At 64.6% G+C, this 18,442-nt stretch carries 20 protein-coding genes; 12 read left to right on the plus strand and 8 right to left on the minus strand.

Going from position 1 to position 18,442, the window contains the following annotated elements; translation table 11 throughout:
- Window positions 1-2 precede the first annotated feature (2 nt).
- The 9 genes from ACV22V_RS26875 (at window position 3) to ACV22V_RS26915 (ending at window position 7,844) form a co-directional block, all read left to right on the plus strand.
- Window positions 3-1,493: an NADH-quinone oxidoreductase subunit M gene (locus ACV22V_RS26875; RefSeq protein WP_059533196.1), complete on the plus strand. Its 1,491-nt coding sequence runs from the start codon at window positions 3-5 to the stop codon at window positions 1,491-1,493.
- A gap of 36 nt (window positions 1,494-1,529) precedes the next feature.
- Window positions 1,530-2,984: an NADH-quinone oxidoreductase subunit NuoN gene (gene nuoN / locus ACV22V_RS26880; protein WP_175910931.1), complete on the plus strand. Its 1,455-nt coding sequence runs from the start codon at window positions 1,530-1,532 to the stop codon at window positions 2,982-2,984.
- Entirely contained in the window at window positions 2,984-3,280 is a 297-nt protein-coding gene (locus ACV22V_RS26885) for a DUF2818 family protein (protein WP_059533192.1), read from the plus strand. Before nuoN ends, ACV22V_RS26885 begins: the two co-directional genes overlap by 1 nt.
- A 41-nt stretch (window positions 3,281-3,321) precedes the next feature.
- Entirely contained in the window at window positions 3,322-3,912 is a 591-nt protein-coding gene (locus ACV22V_RS26890) for an NUDIX domain-containing protein (protein WP_059533190.1), read from the plus strand.
- 136 nt (window positions 3,913-4,048) lie between these two features.
- Window positions 4,049-4,471 (plus strand): DUF1178 family protein, encoded by a 423-nt coding sequence (locus ACV22V_RS26895; protein WP_059600436.1) that lies wholly within the window; start codon window positions 4,049-4,051, stop codon window positions 4,469-4,471.
- A 54-nt stretch (window positions 4,472-4,525) separates the two neighbouring features.
- On the plus strand, window positions 4,526-5,722 hold the full coding sequence (locus ACV22V_RS26900; RefSeq protein WP_044844732.1) for an acyl-CoA dehydrogenase family protein: 1,197 nt from the start codon (window positions 4,526-4,528) through the stop codon (window positions 5,720-5,722).
- Between the two features lie 19 nt (window positions 5,723-5,741).
- Window positions 5,742-6,875: an acyl-CoA dehydrogenase family protein gene (locus ACV22V_RS26905; RefSeq protein ID WP_448016021.1), complete on the plus strand. Its 1,134-nt coding sequence runs from the start codon at window positions 5,742-5,744 to the stop codon at window positions 6,873-6,875.
- 34 nt (window positions 6,876-6,909) lie between these two features.
- On the plus strand, window positions 6,910-7,371 hold the full coding sequence (locus ACV22V_RS26910) for a MaoC family dehydratase (protein WP_059533186.1): 462 nt from the start codon (window positions 6,910-6,912) through the stop codon (window positions 7,369-7,371).
- Window positions 7,368-7,844 carry a MaoC family dehydratase gene (locus ACV22V_RS26915; protein WP_448016022.1) on the plus strand — a complete coding sequence of 159 codons (477 nt, stop codon included), beginning with the start codon at window positions 7,368-7,370 and terminating at the stop codon, window positions 7,842-7,844. Before ACV22V_RS26910 ends, ACV22V_RS26915 begins: the two co-directional genes overlap by 4 nt.
- 51 nt (window positions 7,845-7,895) lie before the next feature.
- Here ACV22V_RS26915 and ACV22V_RS26920 read toward each other — a convergent pair whose 3' ends face one another.
- Both ACV22V_RS26920 and ACV22V_RS26925 read right to left on the minus strand, forming a co-directional pair.
- On the minus strand, window positions 7,896-8,588 hold the full coding sequence (locus ACV22V_RS26920; RefSeq protein ID WP_059703492.1) for a glutathione binding-like protein: 693 nt from the start codon (window positions 8,586-8,588) through the stop codon (window positions 7,896-7,898).
- A 150-nt stretch (window positions 8,589-8,738) separates the two neighbouring features.
- On the minus strand, window positions 8,739-9,530 hold the full coding sequence (locus ACV22V_RS26925) for an oxepin-CoA hydrolase, alternative type (protein WP_448016023.1): 792 nt from the start codon (window positions 9,528-9,530) through the stop codon (window positions 8,739-8,741).
- A 210-nt stretch (window positions 9,531-9,740) separates the two neighbouring features.
- Between ACV22V_RS26925 and ACV22V_RS26930 the strand changes: the two genes are divergently transcribed.
- Entirely contained in the window at window positions 9,741-10,397 is a 657-nt protein-coding gene (locus tag ACV22V_RS26930; RefSeq protein ID WP_059533180.1) for a glutathione S-transferase family protein, read from the plus strand.
- Window positions 10,398-10,446: 49 nt separating this feature from the next.
- Here ACV22V_RS26930 and ACV22V_RS26935 read toward each other — a convergent pair whose 3' ends face one another.
- Both ACV22V_RS26935 and ACV22V_RS26940 read right to left on the minus strand, forming a co-directional pair.
- Window positions 10,447-11,619: a pyridoxal phosphate-dependent aminotransferase gene (locus ACV22V_RS26935; protein WP_059533177.1), complete on the minus strand. Its 1,173-nt coding sequence runs from the start codon at window positions 11,617-11,619 to the stop codon at window positions 10,447-10,449.
- A gap of 33 nt (window positions 11,620-11,652) precedes the next feature.
- A complete protein-coding gene (locus ACV22V_RS26940) occupies window positions 11,653-12,150 on the minus strand; it encodes a putative toxin-antitoxin system toxin component, PIN family (protein WP_448016024.1) in 498 nt (165 codons plus the stop codon).
- Window positions 12,151-12,207: 57 nt separating this feature from the next.
- Between ACV22V_RS26940 and yaaA the strand changes: the two genes are divergently transcribed.
- Both yaaA and ACV22V_RS26950 read left to right on the plus strand, forming a co-directional pair.
- Entirely contained in the window at window positions 12,208-12,990 is a 783-nt protein-coding gene (gene yaaA, locus ACV22V_RS26945) for a peroxide stress protein YaaA (RefSeq protein ID WP_059703381.1), read from the plus strand.
- Between the two features lie 88 nt (window positions 12,991-13,078).
- Complete coding sequence (locus tag ACV22V_RS26950; RefSeq protein WP_448016025.1) at window positions 13,079-14,233, plus strand: M14 family metallopeptidase; 1,155 nt, start codon at window positions 13,079-13,081, stop codon at window positions 14,231-14,233.
- An 82-nt stretch (window positions 14,234-14,315) separates the two neighbouring features.
- On the opposite strand, the gene ACV22V_RS26955 is transcribed toward ACV22V_RS26950, so the two are convergent.
- The 4 genes from ACV22V_RS26955 to ACV22V_RS26970 all read right to left on the minus strand — a co-directional run bounded on the left by ACV22V_RS26955 (window position 14,316) and on the right by ACV22V_RS26970 (window position 18,119).
- The gene (locus tag ACV22V_RS26955; protein ID WP_059533169.1) at window positions 14,316-14,969 is read right to left on the minus strand and encodes a BspC domain-containing protein; all 654 of its coding nucleotides are present in this window, start codon (window positions 14,967-14,969) and stop codon (window positions 14,316-14,318) included.
- A 136-nt stretch (window positions 14,970-15,105) separates the two neighbouring features.
- The gene (locus tag ACV22V_RS26960; RefSeq protein WP_059533167.1) at window positions 15,106-15,780 is read right to left on the minus strand and encodes an energy-coupling factor ABC transporter permease; all 675 of its coding nucleotides are present in this window, start codon (window positions 15,778-15,780) and stop codon (window positions 15,106-15,108) included.
- A gap of 75 nt (window positions 15,781-15,855) precedes the next feature.
- Entirely contained in the window at window positions 15,856-16,692 is an 837-nt protein-coding gene (locus ACV22V_RS26965) for a response regulator transcription factor (RefSeq protein ID WP_059533165.1), read from the minus strand.
- Between the two features lie 209 nt (window positions 16,693-16,901).
- Window positions 16,902-18,119 (minus strand): DUF2863 family protein, encoded by a 1,218-nt coding sequence (locus tag ACV22V_RS26970; RefSeq protein ID WP_059689367.1) that lies wholly within the window; start codon window positions 18,117-18,119, stop codon window positions 16,902-16,904.
- Window positions 18,120-18,442: the final 323 nt, after the last annotated feature.

The raw sequence follows: 18,442 nt of genomic DNA on the forward strand, positions 1-18,442 counted from the left end.
TAATGCACGCTTTTCCGATTCTCAGTACCGCGATCTGGCTGCCGATCGTTTTCGGCCTCCTCGTGCTCGCGGTGGGTAACGACAAAAATCCGGGGACGGCTCGCTGGGTCGCGCTGATCGGTTCGCTGCTCGGTCTCGCGGTCACGATTCCGCTGATCACGGGCTTCGACTCGAGCACGGCTGCGCTGCAGTTCGTCGAGCAGTCGACCTGGATCGAACGCTTCGACATCTCGTACCACCTCGGCGTCGACGGCATCTCGATGTGGTTCGTCGTGCTGACCGCGCTGATCACGGTGATCGTCGTGATCGCCGCGTGGGAAGTGATCACCGAGAACGTCGCGCAGTACCTCGCGGCCTTCCTGATCCTGTCCGGGATCATGATCGGCGTGTTCTCGGCGGCCGACGGCCTGCTGTTCTACGTGTTCTTCGAGGCGACCCTGATCCCGATGTACATCATCATCGGTGTGTGGGGCGGCCCGAACCGCGTGTACGCGGCGTTCAAGTTCTTCCTGTACACGCTGGCCGGCTCGCTGCTGATGCTGGTCGCGCTGATCTACCTGTACACGCAGACGCATTCGTTCGACCTCGCGACGTGGCAGAACGCCAAGATCGCAATGACGCCGCAGATCCTGCTGTTCATTGCATTCTTCCTCGCGTTCGCGGTGAAGGTGCCGATGTGGCCGGTGCACACCTGGCTGCCGGACGCGCACGTGGAAGCGCCGACGGGCGGCTCGGTCGTGCTGGCGGCGATCATGCTGAAGCTCGGTGCGTACGGTTTCCTGCGTTTCTCGCTGCCGATCACGCCTGACGCAAGCCACTTCCTGGCACCTGTCGTGATCACGCTGTCGCTGATCGCGGTGATCTACATCGGCCTCGTCGCGATGGTACAGGCCGACATGAAGAAGCTGGTCGCGTATTCGTCGATCGCGCACATGGGCTTCGTCACGCTCGGCTTCTTCATCTTCAACCAGCTCGGCGTCGAAGGCGCGATCGTCCAGATGATCTCGCACGGCTTCGTGTCGGGCGCGATGTTCCTGTGCATCGGCGTGCTGTACGACCGCGTGCACTCGCGTCAGATCGCCGATTACGGCGGTGTCGTGAACGTGATGCCGAAGTTCGCGGCATTCGCGATGCTGTTCTCGATGGCCAACTGCGGCTTGCCGGGCACCTCGGGTTTCGTCGGCGAGTTCATGGTGATTCTCGCGGCTGTCCAGTACAACTTCTGGATCGCATTCGGCGCGGCATTCACGCTGATCCTCGGCGCCGCCTACACGCTGTGGATGTACAAGCGCGTGTACTTCGGCGCGGTCGCGAACGATCACGTTGCCAAGCTGAAGGACATCGGCCGTCGCGAATTCGTGATGCTGGCCGTGCTCGCCGCGTTCACGCTGCTGATGGGTCTGTATCCGAAGCCTTTCACTGACGTGATGCACGTTTCCGTGGAAAACCTCCTCTCCCACGTCGCGCAGTCGAAGCTGCCGCTGGCCCAGTAATCGCGAGCGGAGGAAATCAAGATCATGAACGCACCTATGAATGTCCTGTTGCCTGACGCGCTGGTGATGGTCGCCATCGTCGTCGCATGGCTGAACGACACCTTTACCGGTGCCGCTGGCCGCCGCCTGACCTATCTGATCGCGGTGGTTTCGTCGGTCGTCGCCGGCGTGTGGTTCGCGGTGCAGGCGCTGGACCCGCAGCAGTATTACTTCTTCTCGCGGATGGTCGTCGTCGACTCGTTCGCGAGCATGATGAAGGCCGTCGTGTCGCTCGGCTTCGCGGTCTCGCTCGTCTATTCGCGCAAGTACCTCGAAGACCGTGACATGTTCCGCGGCGACGTGTTCCTGCTGGGCATGTTCTCGCTGCTCGGTCAGTTGGTGATGGTGTCGGGCAACAACTTCCTGACGCTGTACCTCGGCCTCGAACTGATGTCGCTGTCGCTGTACGCCGTCATCGCGCTGCGCCGCGATGCCGCGCAGTCGAGCGAAGCCGCGATGAAGTACTACGTGCTGGGCGCGCTCGCGTCGGGCTTCGTGCTGTACGGCATTTCGATGCTCTACGGCGCGACCGGCTCGCTCGAGCTGGGCGAGGTGTACAAGGCGGTCGGCGGCAACACCGACGCGGCCGTGCTGATGTTCGGCGTGGTCTTCATCGTCGCCGGTATCGCGTTCAAGCTCGGCGCCGTGCCGTTCCACATGTGGGTGCCGGACGTCTACCAGGGCGCACCGACCGCGATGACGCTGTTCGTCGGCGGTGGCCCGAAGGTTGCCGCGTTCGCGTGGGGCCTGCGTTTCCTGGTGATGGGCCTGCTGCCGCTCGCACAGAACTGGCAGACCGCGCTCGTGATCCTCGCCGCGCTGTCGCTGATCGTCGGTAACATCACCGGTATCGTCCAGCGCAACATCAAGCGGATGCTCGCGTACTCGGCGATCTCGAACATGGGCTTCGTGCTGCTCGGCCTGCTCGCCGGCATCGTGAAGGGCGACGCGACCGCACCGGCGAACGCGTACAGCTCGGCGATGTTCTACGCGATCGTCTACCTGATCACGACGCTCGGCTCGTTCGGCGTGGTGATGCTGCTCGCACGCCGCGATTTCGAAGCGGAAACGATCGACGACTTCAAGGGCCTCAACAAGCGCAGCCCGGTGTTCGCGTTCGTGATGATGGTCATGATGTTCTCGCTGGCCGGTATCCCGCCGACCGTCGGCTTCTACGCGAAGCTCGCGGTGCTCGAGGCGACCGTCAACGCGGGTCTCACGTGGCTGGCCGTGCTGGCTGTGATCACGTCGCTGTTCGGCGCGTTCTACTATCTGCGCATCGTCAAGCTGATGTACTTCGATGCACCGCAGGACGCGACCCCGGTCACCGGCGATTTCTGCAAGCGCACGATCCTCGTGCTGAACGGTATTGCAGTGGTGGTGCTCGGCCTGATCCCGAGCCCGCTGTTGACGGCCTGCCTGCAGGCGATCCGTCACACGCTGCCGCTGTAATGTCGGCAGCTGGCTGGTTCATCGTGCTGTTGGCGCTCGTATGCGCCAACGTGCCGTTCCTGAACCAACGCCTCTTCGCCGTCGTCCCGATCGGTGCGACGAAGAAGAACGCGTGGGTTCGGATCGGCGAGCTGATCGTGCTGTATTTCGTCGTCGGCGCACTCGGCTTCTGGCTCGAGTCGCGCGCCGGCAACCGCTTCGAACAGGGCTGGCAGTTCTACGCGATCACGTTCAGTCTCTTCGTTGTGTTCGCGTTTCCCGGCTTCACGTTCCAGTATCTCGTCAAACGACGCTGACGGCTTCGGCCGTCGCGTGCTCATTCCTCCGGAGCCCGCCGATGGCCGAACTACCCAATCACGACGCCGCACTGACCGAAACCTGCCTCGAGAGCGAGGCGATTTTCGACGGCTCGTTCCTCAAGCTGAAGCGCGATACCGTTCGTTTGCCCGACGGCAAGCAGGCCACGCGCGAATACGTCCAGCACCCCGGCGCGGTGATGGTGATCCCGCTGTTCGACGACGGCCGCGTGCTGATGGAAAGCCAGTATCGCTATCCGATCGGCAAGGTCATGGCCGAATTCCCCGCCGGCAAACTTGATCCGAACGAGGGCGCGCTTGCCTGCGCGGTACGCGAACTGCGCGAGGAAACCGGCTACACGGCACGCGAATATGTGTTCCTGGCCCGGATTCATCCGATCATTTCCTATTCGACCGAATTCATCGACCTGTATCTCGCGCGCGGCCTGACGGCCGGCGAGCGCAAGCTCGACGAAGGCGAATTTCTCGAAACCTTCACGGCGACACTGCCCGACCTGCAGGAGTGGGTGCGCACCGGCCAGATCACCGACGTGAAGACGATCATCGGCACGATGTGGCTCGACAAGGTCCTGTCCGGCGCGTGGCCGCTCGGCCCGGTCGAGAAGCCCTGACGGCGCGTCAGCGGCGGGTGGGGCGCCGCGTTACAATCCTGTGACGCGGCCGCTGTCCGGCCGCGCGATCCTGGTTTAGCACGATCGTTCACAAAAGCGCGTTTTGCGCTACACTCGCCACACGCCCTGATTCAGCATGAAGGTCCTCGATTTACAGTGCCCGCACGGTCATCGGTTCGAAGGCTGGTTCGCTTCCGCCGATGAGTTCGAAGCGCAGTTGTCCCGCAAGCTGGTCGAATGTCCGGTGTGCGGGACGACCGAGATCAACCGGATGCCGTCGGCGCCGCGCCTGAACCTGTCGGGCGCGACGCAGGCACAGCCGACCGATCCGCGCGCGCTGCAGGCGCAGGTGATGCGCGCGCTGCGCGAGGTGCTGGAGAAGACCGAGAACGTGGGCGAGCGCTTCGCCGAGGAAGCGCGGCGCATTCATTACAACGAGGCGCCGGCGCGCAGCATTCGTGGCGTCACGACGCCGGAGGATGCGCAATCCTTGGTCGAAGAAGGCATCGACGTGATGCCGCTGCCGATTCCTGCCGCGCTGAAAGAACCGCTGCAATGACGTACGCAGTGTGTCCTTGCCGGGCCGGACGGCTGCGGTCAGGAGACACTGCGCATGGATCTGGATTATTCCCCCGCCGACGACGCGTTCCGCGTCGACGTTCGCGCCTGGCTCGAGGCCAACCTGCCTCATGCACTGCGCGCCAAGGTACTCGATCACAAACGACTCGACCGCGAGGATTTCGCGAGCTGGCACCGGATTCTCGGCCAGCGCGGCTGGTCCGCGCCCGCATGGCCGGCCGAATACGGCGGTCCGGACTGGAACGCGACGCAGCGCCACATCTGGGATGAGGAGTGCGCACGCATCGGCGCGCCGACCGTGCTGCCGTTCGGCGTATCGATGGTCGCGCCGGTGCTGATGAAATACGGCAGCGAAGCGCAGAAGCGCCACTATCTGCCGCGCATCCTGGACGGCACCGACTGGTGGTGTCAGGGCTATTCCGAGCCGGGCTCCGGGTCGGATCTCGCATCGCTGCGCACGCGTGCCGAACGTCACGGCGACCACTACGTCGTCAACGGCCAGAAGACATGGACGACGCTGGGCCAGTACGCGGACATGATGTTTTGTCTCGTGCGTACCGATCCGGCGGCGAAGAAGCAGGAGGGCATCTCGTTCCTGCTGATCGACATGAAGACGCCCGGCATCACGGTGCGCCCGATCATCACGCTCGATGAGGATCATGAAGTCAACGAGGTGTTCTTCGAGGACGTAAAGGTGCCCGTCGAGAATCTCGTCGGCGATGAAAACCGCGGCTGGACTTACGCGAAATACCTGTTGGGCCACGAGCGCACCGGCATCGCACGCGTCGGCGCGTCGAAGCGCGAGCTCGCATTCCTGAAACGCGTGGCGTCGAACCAGCGCAAGAACGGCAAGCCGCTGCTCGCCGATCCGGTGTTTGCCGCGAAGGTCGCGGCGCTCGAAGTCGAACTGATGGCGCTCGAGGTGACGGTGCTGCGGGTCGTGAGCCGCGAGACGAGCGGCAAGGGGCCGGGCCCCGAGGCATCGATGTTGAAGATCAAGGGCACCGAGGTGCAGCAGGCGCTTACCGAGCTGATGTTCGAGGCGATCGGCCCGCTCGCCGCGCCGTTCGACGTCCCGTTCCTCGAGGGCGAACGCGAACACAGCAGCGCGGGCGACGACGATGCCGCGCCGCTCGCCGCCTACTACTTCAATTACCGGAAGACGTCGATCTACGGCGGTTCGAACGAGATTCAGAAGAACATCATCGCGCAGATGATCCTGGGGCTGTGATCAGGGAACGGAGACAACCATGGATTTCAGCTTTACCGATGAGCAACAACAGTTTGCCGACGCGCTGCGCCGTTATCTCGGCGAGCAATACGGTTTCGACGCGCGCCAGGCCATCGTGCGAAGCGATGCCGGCGTGTCGGACGCGCAATGGAGCGCATTCGCGGAGCTGGGCCTGACCGCGCTGCCCGTGCCGGATGCACAGGGCGGCTTCGGCGGCGGCCCGGTCGACATGCTGGTCGCGATGCAGGAACTCGGCCGTGCACTCGTGGTCGAGCCGTACTGGGCGACGGCGGTCGGCATCGAGGCGCTGCGCGTCGCCGGGTCCGGCACGGGCGACGATGCCGCGCTGATGGAAGCGGTCGCGCAAGGGCAGAAGCGCCTGGCCGTTGCATTCCACGAACCACGGGCACGCTACGACCTGTACGAACTCGATACGCACGCGCGCGATCACGACGGCACGTATCGGCTGACCGGCACCAAGTCGGTCGTTCAGCACGGCGCCCAGGCGCATGCGTGGATCGTGCCCGCGCGTGTCGATGGCGGCAGCATCGGCCTGTTCGTCGTCGAGCGCGATGCCGCGGGGGCGAAGCTCGTCGACTACCGGACGATCGACGGCCAGCGCGCCGCGACGATCGAGCTGCATGACACCCCCGCGCGGCAGCTGACGGGCGGCGCACGCGATGCGGCCGCACTCGAGCAGGTTGCCGACTACGCGACCTTCCTGCTCTGCGCGGAAGCGGTCGGCGCACTCGACGAGCTGAACCGCGCGACGGTCGAATACACGAAGACGCGCGAACAGTTCGGCGTACCGATTGCACGTTTCCAGGCACTGCAGCACCGCATGGTCGACATGCTGATTCACGCGGAGCAGGCGCGCTCGCTGACTTACCTGGCCGCGGTGCGTTACGCGGGCGGCGATGCCGATGCGCGTCGCAAGGCGGTGTCGGCCGCGAAGGCGCGGGTCGGCGCGGCCGCACGTTTCGTCGGCCAGCAGGCGGTGCAACTGCACGGCGGCATGGGCGTGACCAATGAGGTTGCCGCCGCGCACCTGTTCAAGCGGCTGTCGATCATCGAGACGACGCTCGGCGACACCGATCATCATCTTGCGCGCATCGCGGCCCTGCCGGATTTCGCGCAGACCGACGCGGCATGACGGCGACGCGCGAGCGCGCCATGGGAGATAGACAGTGGGTATCAGCTACGAAGATCTGGAAGTCGGCAGTACGACCGAAATCGGCCGCTATACGTTCGAATCGGATGACATCAAGGCGTTCGCGCAACGCTACGATCCGCAACCGTTCCACCTCGACGAGGAGGCTGGCAAGGCATCGCCGTTCGGCGGACTCGTTGCGAGCGGCTGGCATACGTGTTCGGTGTTCATGAGCCTGCTCATCAAGAAGCTGGGACCGGATTCGACCAGCATGGGCTCGCCCGGCATCGACTCGATCCGCTGGCTCAAGCCCGTGCGCGCCGGCGACACGATCACGATGTACCAGAAGGTCCACGACAAGCGCGTGTCGGAGAGCAAGCCCGATCGCGGCATCGTGTCGACGGAGTGGATCGGCGTCAACGGCGCCGGCGACACGGTGATCACCGTGCATACCAAGGTGATCTTCGGACTGCGTCATCCGCAAGGAGCGGGCGCATGATGGACGTGACATTGCCGCTGATCGCGTCTGCGCAAGCGCTGCACGAGCGCGTCGGCGCGGAGCCGCTCGCGAGCGGCTGGGTCGAGATCGATCAGCGTCGCGTCGATGGTTTTGCCGACGCCACCGGCGATCACCAGTGGATTCACGTCGATCACGAGCGGGCGAGGCGCGAGTCGCCGTTCGGCGGCCCGATCGCGCACGGATTCCTGACGCTGTCGCTGATTCCCGCGCTGATGACCGATGCGATGCGCTTCGAGCAGAAGATGGGCGTGAACTACGGACTGAATCGCGTGCGGTTCCTGAAGCCGGTGCCGGTCGGCGCACGCGTGCGCGCGCTGTTCGCGGTGAAGGAAGCCGCGGAGGCCGCGCGGGGCGGTGTGCAGGTGACGTGGTCGGTGTCGATGCAGGTCGAGCGTACGGACGTGCCGTTGCTCGTTTGCGCGGCGGAATTCATTACGTTGCACTACTTCTGATGCGCGCGGCGGCATCGACGGATGCCGCTGCGTCGCACGGCGCGTGGTTCGTCAGTGCTTTGCGTATTGCGTCGCGCCGAACAGCATTTCGCGTGCCTTGTCGTCCTGCAGCGGCTTGCGCAGCGATGCGAGGACTTCGACGCCGCGCTGCACGGCCGGACGCGCGGCAATCGTTTCGTGCCAGCGCTTCACGTTCGGCAGTTCGTCGAGCACGATGCCCTGGTTCTGCCATGAGCGCGTCCACGGGAACGTCGCGATGTCCGCGATCGTGTACGTGTCGCCGGCGAGATATTCGGATTCGCCGAGACGCTTTTCCATCACGTTGTACAGGCGCTTCGCTTCGTTCGTATAGCGATTGATCGCATAGTCGATCTTTTCCGGCGCGTACAGCCGGAAGTGGTGCGCCTGCCCGAGCATCGGGCCGACGCCGCCCATCTGGAACATCAGCCATTCGAGCGTCGCGTAGCGCTCGGCCGGCTCGGTCGGCAGAAACTTGCCGGTCTTTTCCGCCAGGTACACGAGGATCGCGCCCGATTCGAACAGCGAGATCGGCTTGCCGCCGGGGCCGTCCGCATCGACGATCGCGGGGATCTTGTTGTTCGGGCTGATCTTCAGAAATTCGGGCTTGAACTGATCGCCCGCGCCGATATCGACCGGATGCGCACGATACGCGAGGCCCGTTTCCTCGAGCATGATGTGTATCTTGTGGCCGTTCGGGGTCGCCCAGCTGTAGACGTCGATCATCGTCAACTCCTTTATGGCATGCGCGAAAACGGCGCCGGCGGGGCGCCGCGACAGGCGGTCATTAGAGCATGGATCGATGCGGGCTGCAGGCGACGGAAACGTGCGGCCGCGCGCCTGCGCGCGCATGTCGTCGCAGCGACGGCGTGCGGATCAGCGCTTGTAGCGCGGCTGGCGTTTCTCGAGGAACGCGGTAATGCCTTCGAATGCATCCGCATGATGCAACGATGCGACGAAGTGATCGCGCTCGGTGCCCAGATGCGCATCGAGCGGCTGTGCGGTCGCATCGTCGAGCAGCGACTTGATGCGCGTGAGCGCGTTCGGCGAGATGCCGGCAAGCGAGTCGGCCCACGCGAGCGCGTCGGAAAGCGCGGCGCCGGGCACGGCGAGCCGATTGACGACGCCGAGCGCATGCAGGCGGTCGGCCACGACGGGCCCGCCCTCGAACAGGATTTCGGCGGCGAGCGCACGAGGCAGTGCGCGCGCGAGGAACCACGAGCCGCCGCCGTCGGGCGTGAGGCCGACGCGCGCGTACGACATCACGAACTTCGCGTCGTGCGCGGCAACGATCAGGTCGCATGCGAGCGCGAGCGAAAAGCCCGCGCCGGCCGCCGCGCCTTCGACTGCCGCGATCACGGGCTTGCTCGTTGCGCGGATCGCCGTGATCCACGCGGTGAGCTGATCGATGCTGTCGGCCTGGTAGGACGGATCCTTCGAGCGGTTGTCGAGCAGCCGGTTCAGGTTGCCGCCCGCGCAAAAGAAACGATCGGCACCGGTGAGCACGACCGCGCGAATGGCGGGGTCGCGCTCGGCGGTGGCGAGCGCCTCGACGCCGGCCGCATACATGTCGGGATGCAGCGCGTTGCGTGCGCCGGGATTGGACAGCGTGAGGACGAGCGTCGATTCGCTCTCGGGTGGACGCGAGGCCAGCAGTTCAGCACTCATGCGAAGGTGTCTCCATCGGATGGCGAGGCTGCGGCGCCGCATGTTGCGCGGGCGCATGCGCATACCCGTGAGGGTGATGCCGCAGCGGATGTATTGTTGTCATGACGGACGCGAAACTGCTTTAGACTAGCACGAACGTGCTTTTCAGCGCGACGTATCCCGATGCCGCCGGCATCGCCGCGGCGCGCTTCAGCAACGAAGGAGACTCCGATGCTACAGCTGTGCGGTATTCCGTTGTCCAACTATTACAACAAGGTGAAGTTCGTCCTGCTCGAACATGACATCCCGTTCGAGGAATCGGCATGCAGTCTGCCGATCAGTGATCCGGCACTGCTCGCCGATTCGCCGCTCGGCAAGATTCCGTTCTTGAAGACGGAAGAGGGCGCGCTGTTCGAATCGCAGGTGATCATCGAGTATCTGGCGGCGCGTTATCCCGACAAGGCCATTTTTCCGGCCGGACCGTTCGCGGCCGCGAAGGTGCGCGAACTCGTCGAGACGCTCGAACTGTATCTCGAATGGACCGCGCGCGAGGTCTATACGGAAGCGTTTTTCGGCGGCAAGGTCAGCGACGGGATGAAGGCGCACGTCGAGAAGCGCCTGCCGCGCGCGATCGATGCATTCAAGCGGATGACGCAGTTTTCGCCCTACGTGCTCGGCGACACGTTCACGCTGGCGGACATTGCCGCGGCGATCCATCTGCCGGTGATCGGAATGGCGACGAAGGCCATCTTCGGCCGCGATTTCCTGCTCGACGCCGGCATCGACTGGAAGGCGCACGCGAAGCTGGTCGGTGAGCGGCCGGTCGCGCAGCGCGTGGCGGCCGATCGCAAGGCCTATGTCGAGGCGACGAGCGCCGCGCGTTCGTGAGCGCGGCGCGGGCGCGGCGTCGTACCGTGCCCGGCCGCCCATGCAGGACTTACAGGCGTGCGAGCCGTTCGAGTGCGGATGCGAGCGTGCTTTCCTGTTTCGCGAAGCAGAAGCGCACGACGCCCGATTCGTGCGGCTCGTGATAGAACGCCGACACGGGAATCGCCGCCACGCCGATCTCCGACGTGAGCCACTTCGAGAATTCCGCTTCGGACAGGTCGCTGATCGCCGAATAGTCGACGCACTGGAAGTACGTGCCGGGGCACGGCAGCAGCTTGAAGCGCGTGCGCTCGAGGCCGGCGCGGAAGAAGTCGCGCTTCTTCTGGTAAAAGTCGGGCAGCGTCAGGTACGGTGCCGGATCGCGCAGGTAGTCGGCAAGCCCGATCTGCATCGGCGTGTTCACCGTGAACACGTTGAATTGATGGACCTTGCGGAACTCCGCGGTCAGCGCGGCAGGCGCCGCGACATAGCCGACCTTCCAGCCCGTCACATGGTAGGTCTTCCCGAAGCTCGACACGATGAAGCTGCGCGCGGCCAGTTCCGGGTAGCGCGCGACGCTTTCATGCCGCGCACCGTCGTAGACCATGTGTTCGTACACTTCATCCGACAGGATCAGCACGTTGGTGCCGCGCACGATCTCCTCGAGCTTGCGCATGTCGGCCTCGCGCCACACGGTGCCGGTCGGGTTGTGCGGCGTGTTGATCATGATCATCCGCGTTTTCGGTGTGATCGCGGCGGCCAGGCGATCGAACGGGATCGCATAGTCGGGCGCTTCCAGCGTGACGAACACGGGCTTGCCGCCGGCAAGCTCGATCGATGGCAGATAGCTGTCGTAGGTCGGTTCGACGACGATCACCTCGTCACCCGGATGGACCGCGCACAGGATCGCCGTCAGCAGGGCCTGCGTCGCGCCGGCCGTGACCGTGATCTCGGTGGCCGGATCGTAGCGCCGGCCGTAGACCTGTGCGATCTTGTCGGCGATCGCGTCGCGCAACGGCGCGACGCCGGCCATCGGCGGATACTGGTTGTGACCGTTGCGCATCGCGGCCGCGACCGCGTCGACGATGCGCGGGTCGCAGTCGAAATCCGGGAAGCCCTGGCCGAGGTTCACGGCGCCTTTCTCGGCGGCGAGCGCGCTCATGACCGTGAAGATCGTCGTGCCGACGTTCGGCAGGCGCGAGGGGAAAACGGGAGTCGTAGGCATGTCGGAAGGAGCGTTCATCGATACGATCGCAAGCGGGTGGCGCCGGGCCCGTCAGGCCGGCGTGGTAGTGGTGGCCAATGCGGCATCGAGCGCGCAGGCTTCGGTGAACGGCGCGGGCTGCGCGATCCGGAAGCCGAAGTCGCGCGCGGTGCGCTTCGCGAGCTTGAGCAGCGCACGGTCCTTCGACACGAGCCAGTCGGCCTGCGCGGCGCGCGCGAGCTCGAGAAATTTCTGGTCGTCGCGGTCCTTGCACTTCGGCAGGGGCGGCGCGTCGGCGTCGACGGGCGGCGGCTCGACGAGGCTCGCCAAGCGGGCGACCGTCGCGAGCGCTTCGGCCTTGTCGATCGCGCGCGCCTGAAACTGCGGGTAGTCGAGCACGAGCTCGAGTTCGTTCAGGCAGCGGCCGTCGATTACGGCGGCCAGCGTGCCGCGTTCGAGCGCCGCCCGGATCGGGCGTGTGGCAGGGTCGTCGAATACGAGTATGTCGATCCAGACGTTCGAGTCGAGCACGACGCGATGTGCGGCATGCGGGGCGAGAGAGCGGGTCATTCGTTACAATCGGTGGTTTTCGTCTGACCGCAAGGCACGGCGTGCCAGCGAGCCTCTATGATAATCGTTCTCTCCCCAGCCAAATCCCTCGACTACGATACGCCCGCCCACGTCCCGTCTTACACGAAGCCTGCATTCGTCGACGATGCGTCGGAACTGATCGACGGCCTGCGCAAGTTGTCGCCGCAGGACATCTCGACGCTGATGGATATCTCCGACCCGCTCGCGCGGCTGAACTTCCAGCGCTATGCGGACTGGTCGCCGACCTTCACGACGGCCAACGCGAAGCAGGCGGTGCTCGCCTTCAACGGCGACGTGTACGAAGGGTTCGATGCCAAATCGCTGTCGGCCGCCGATCTGGACTATGCGCAGCAGCACGTGCGCGTTCTGTCGGGCCTGTACGGGCTGCTGCGACCGCTCGACCTGCTGCAGCCGTACCGGCTCGAGATGGGTACCCGTTTCGCGAACGCGCGCGGCAAGGATCTGTATGCGTTCTGGGGCGACCGGATCACGCGGGCGCTGAACGAGCAGCTCGAGACGCGCAGCGGCGCGGCGCGCGTGCTGGTCAACTGCGCGTCGACCGAGTACTTCAAGTCGGTCAAGCCGAAACTGCTGGCCGCGCCGATCGTCACGCCGGTGTTCGAGGACTGGAAGGGTGGCCGCTACAAGATCATCAGCTTCCATGCGAAGCGCGCCCGTGGCCTGATGGCGCGCTACATCGTCGAGAACCGCATCTCGGAACCGGCGGCGCTGAAGGATTTCGCGGTGGAAGACTACGCGTTCGACGCCGCTGCGTCGAACGATTCGACTTACGTATATCGCCGGCGAATCGGCGAGTGACCAAGCCGGCCGTTCACGAGACGGCCGGCGCATGCATGAGGCCGGACGCGCGGCAAACCGCCGGTTCCGGTCGACACTGGAGAGATAGATGACCCTTTCGATCACCAGCAATTTCGACGCGGGCGCCATCGACGTCGTGTCGTGCGACAGCCCCGACGCGATCCGGCTGCGCGTACGCGGCGACAACCGCTCGGAATTCGCCCAATGGTTCTACTTCCGTTTGACGGGCGCACGCGGTGAGCGGTGTGTGATGTCGTTCGAGAATGCGGCCGAATGCGCGTATCCGTCAGGATGGCGTAACTACAGCGCGGTCGCGAGCTACGACCGGGTCGACTGGTTCCGCGTGCCGACGACGTTCGACGGCAAGACGATGACCATCGACCATACGCCCGAGTTCGACAGCATCTACTACGCGTATTTCGAGCCGTACTCGGAAGAGCGTCATGCCGCGTTCCTCGGCGCGGTCCAGCAATTGCCGCAGGCGGGCGTCGTCGAGCTCGGCCGAACGGTTGAAGGCCGTCCGATGTCGCTGCTGACGCTCGGTACGCCGGAGGTCGACGGCGCACCGAAGAAGAAGGTGTGGATCATCGCACGCCAGCATCCGGGCGAGACGATGGCCGAGTGGTTCGTCGAAGGGCTCGTCAAGCGGCTGGCCGGGTGGGGCGACTGGGCGGGCGATCCGGTGGCGCGCAAGCTGTACGACCGCGCGACGTTCTACATCGTCCCGAACATGAATCCGGACGGCAGCGTGCACGGCAACCTGCGCACCAACGCGGCGGGCGCGAACCTGAACCGCGAGTGGATGGCGCCCGATGCCGAGCGCAGCCCCGAAGTGCTGGCCGTCCGCGATGCGATCCATTCGATCGGCTGCGACATGTTCTTCGACATTCACGGTGACGAGGATCTGCCGTACGTGTTCGTCGCGGGTTCGGAAATGCTGCCGAGCTTCACGGAGCAGCAGGGCAAGGAGCAAACCGCATTCATCGATGCGTTCAAGACCGCGAGCCCGGATTTCCAGACCGAGCACGGTTATGCGGCGAGCAAGTACAAGGAAGACGCGCTCAAGCTTGCGTCGAAGTACATCGGCCATCAGTTCGGCTGCTTGTCACTGACGCTCGAGATGCCGTTCAAGGACAATGCGAACCTTCCGGACGAGCGGGTCGGCTGGAACGGCGAGCGGAGCGCCGCGCTTGGCGCGGCGATGCTGGCGGCAATCCTGGTGCACGTCGAGACGTTCGCGTAAACGTACCGTCGTCGATATGAAAAAGCCGGCGCGTCGTGCGATGCGCCGGCTTTTTTGCTTTTGTCGTTGCCGCTCTGTCGAATCAGGACTTCTTCGCGGTTTTCTTCTTCACGGCTTTCTTCTGGCCGCTTGATTTTTGCGTTGCGACGGCTTTCTTGCCGGTGCGGCCGGATGCCTTGGCCTTGACCTTGCCGCGGTGCGACTTGCCCTTGAACTTCTTCGTCGACGACGACGGGCGTTCGACACGCGGCTTCAGTGGCGGCACCGGATCGTTCCAGCTGAACGCCAGCATTTGCTGCCCGACATAGCCGCAGCGGAATTTCAGCGGTGTCGGGTCGCTGCCGTCGCTGTGGACGCCGAGGCCGTCCACGGTGACGATGTTGTCGACCTTCACGCGCTGCTTGCCCTGATCGAACGAATCGTTCCACGGCGTGATCGTCGCGTTGCCGCTTTCGAACGCGTTCGGCGCGAAGTCGACGCGGTCGAAGGCCGTCGATGTGCTGGCGATGAAGCTGCCGTGCGCCGCACAATCGGCGACGATCGGATCGGCATGCATCTCGTTGACGAATTTGTTGATCAGTTCGGAGCGCTGGTCGAGGAGGTCGGCGAATACCGGTGCCGGAAGCGCAAGCGACAGGCCCGCGACACAGGCTGCCAGCTTGCCGAACGCCCGGAAGATCCGGAGCGAGGCAGGTGAGCTGTCCATCTGGTTATTGGTGAGGAGCGAATGAGACATCGGGCACGTATAGATGCCCGATGAAGATCAGGAGTTCAATATTAGCGTAAAAAAGTTGTGCGGCAGTAGATGTCGCACTCTCCCGCGCTGCGGAAGCGGATCGTCACGCGCGCCGATCGCACCGGGACCGGCACGTTCAGGCGCGTGGACCGCCGAGGCGGTAGCGCCGAACGTCGAACGTCGTGACCCACGCCGGACGATAGACGGCGATGAGCGCGGTGGCCATGCCGGTGAACCACGCTTCGCCGAGCGCGAGCAGCGCGGTGTTCAGCAGATAGCCTGCTGGAATGACGACGGGCACGCCGTCCGCGAGAGCGAGCTGGACGCCGGCTGCGGCCGCTGCGACTGCGACGATCGCGATGGCCGGTGACAGGAATCCCTGGCCGGTGATGAATGACGCGAGATTGTGCGGGAGCCACGCGATCGCGGCGCGTTGCAGCAACGCGGACACGGCGACCGGTAGCGCACCGTAGATCAGATAGGTCACGCCGATGCCTTGCCACGGCGCATCGAAGACGATAGCGGCGACGGCTGTGACGGCGCCCATCGCGATCAGCGCAAGCGTCCAGTCGAACAGCGTGACGAGCAGCGTCGCGCCGAGCAGGTGCATGACGATGCCGTCCTCGAGCCACGCATTCGAGGCCCAGAGCACCGTGATCGCGGTGACGAGCGCGAGCCACACGTGCTGGAGCGTTGCGTCCTGGAGACGGACGAAGGGACGATTCCAGAGCGCGAGCGCGAGCAATGCCACGGCGGCGATCCAGCCACCGATGCCAACCCAGAGCGGAAGCGGTGTGAAAAGAAAACCCATGCGTCCATATTACTCGTTGAGCATCGAAGGTGGGAATCCGCACATGTCGACCGTCGCAATATCGATACTGTCCGATCAGCGCTCGCGCCGAAACCGAGCTGGCGGTTCGGCCGCGAGCGGCAGGTCCCGGGTATCGGCGTTCGCGGCGGGCAGCGGGTATGGACGGTCGTTCCGTTGCATGCGCAGCGGAACCCGGCCGCGTTCGCCGATGACGGGCTTGCTTGCACGATCGCGGTTCGCCAGCAACACCTCGAGATGCGGCGACAGCCACCCGTTGTAGATCGCGACTGCGGCGGCGCGGTTTGCCGCGCCCAGCTGCTGGAAGATGCTGGCGAGGTGGATCTTTACGGTGCCTTCGCTGATGCCGAGCGTGCGAGCGATCATCTTGTTGGTGCTGCCCATATGGACGAACCGCATGATCTGCGCCTGTCTGGGCGACAGGAGGCCACTTGGCGGGCGGCGCGGCAGCGATCCGGCGAGCGTCTGGAAATGGGCGTCGTGGCGTACCGCGGCAGTGGAGGGCAGCAGGCTGAGTGCAATGGGCGGGATGTAATGGCCGCCCAGCAGAACCATTTCGAGCGCCCGCACGATCAGGTGCGGCCGTGTGGAGTGCGGGATCACACCCGCGACGCCATAGTTGTAGAAGCGCTGGATGGCTTCCGGCGTGGATTCGTCGATCAGTACCGCGACGGGTGTCGGCGAGCAGGCGCTGCAGAGCGCCTGGAGTTCGCAGAGGCGGCCGACGTCCAGCCAGTCGATAACAACGAGGTCGAAGCGCTGAGTGCGCAGCAGCCGGCGCGCCTGGAAGCCATCGGGCGCATCGTTGATGCTGGCGTGACGGTCGATCTGCCGCAGCAGGGCCTTCAGTCCGTCACGCCTTTCGGCGTCTGAGTTCAGCACCAGGAACCGCATATTCAACCTCCGTAAGGTGAGTCATTGAGCTGCCGTTGGCATGCGTTGGGTCCGATAATGACAAAAACCTTACACGAAGTCTGCTTGGCTGAAAGGCTTAGGAGAAATCTGAAATTTCGAATGACGGAAATGCGGACGAGAAAAAAGCCGCTCCGGCTGGAACCGGGAGCGGCTTCGTCGGGTAGGCACTGCGGGCCTGCGATGTACGATCAGTGAAAGTGCGGTTGGGCGGGCGAGGCGTCTTCTGGCATTTCCGCGTGGACGATTTCGCCGAGCGGATCCGCATAGAGCGGCACGCCGCAGTCGTCGCAATATTCCGGCTCGAAGCGGCCCGCGTGCCGGCGGACGTCGGTTACGCCGCATTCCTTCAGCAGACTCACTATCTCCTCGAGTGGCCCTTCGATCGGTGCTTCGCCTTCGAGCGTCGCGCTGTCGATCGACACGTCGCCGTTTTCGCGGCCGTAGAGCGGCCACACGACGCCGTAGATCACGTCGTTGCTGGCGCGTCGCGTGAAGCCGACGCGATACTCGTCGATCCGTCGCTCGCCGAAGCCTGCGACCACGGCGCGCAGCTCTTGCGGTGCCGTACCAAGTGTGTCGAAAAGATAACGGATTGCCGTTCGGACCGTGTGCGGACGGATGCGCTCGTCCGCATCACGGCAGGCCGAATAGTATGCGTCCGGGAGCAGGCATTCGAACTCGCAGCCGGGGAGGGCAATCGACAGGTTCGGACCGCCTTGCGCGGTCCATTGCTCGAGACACTGGCCGCGTTCGATCCGATTGCCGTGCTCTTCTTCCTGCCAGCGGAACAGCGGTGCGCCGGCTGGCGCGGCGACGACGGCGAGGAGGAAGCGTGGGTCTGCCAGGATCGGCGAGGTTTCGGGCAAGTCGCCGAAGCTGAGCTTGGCGGCGTGCTGGCCGAGCGCCGCGTGCGCGAGCTGCTGGGCGAGCCGGTAAGTCTCGACGTGGTGGCGCGGCAGTTGGTCGATGCTGTACAGGAACGGGGCCAGGCCGACCAGCGTGCCGGTGGCGAGCACGTGCGCTTGCAGGTGCGTGCGCAGTGCGTCGGCGACGTCGCCTTTCAGCGGGCCCGACGGAATCATGTAGCGCGTCCAGGCAAGAACGGGAACGGCGACCAGCAGCGCATCGTACGGCTGGCCGTCGTGCTCGACCACCATCGATTCACTATGCGTCTCGGCCATGTCGGCGAGCGCGCCATAGGCGTCAGGGTGGTTCTGCTGCAGATGGTCGAGTGCCGCGTCGAGCGTGGTCTGGTTGCCGTTGCGAACGATCTTGGCGAGTAGCGCATCGAGCTTCGCTTCCCAGAAGCGATCCTCGATGCGGCTGCCCGAGGCGAAGAGCGCAAGCGACAGGCCGACCAGTTTGTCGGCGTCGGGGGGGAGGCGTTTGGCGATTCGCTGGCGCATATTAAATACGTATAGAAAGGGGCGAAGAACCTCACATTCTAGTCCGTTCTTTGCACCATAAGCGGTCTCGTGCTCCGGCATGGCCGGAAGGCAGAATCGGCGAGGATGAAGAAAAATCCACCAAACCCTTGCGCGATCGCCGGGAGCTGCTTAGAATCACGCCTCTTTCGCGCTAACGGAAACGCAGCGCGGGAGGAGAAGGGAAGCGGTGCGGACGAGGGCGGTGGTAGAACCCCGGCGCACACGAAGTTGAACCCCCGCCGTCGCAACGAAGCAGTTCAGAAAGTTGTTGACGAGCTGAAAAAGACGGTTCATAATCTCGT

It is taken from the genome of Burkholderia sp. AW33-5 (assembly GCF_053427615.1).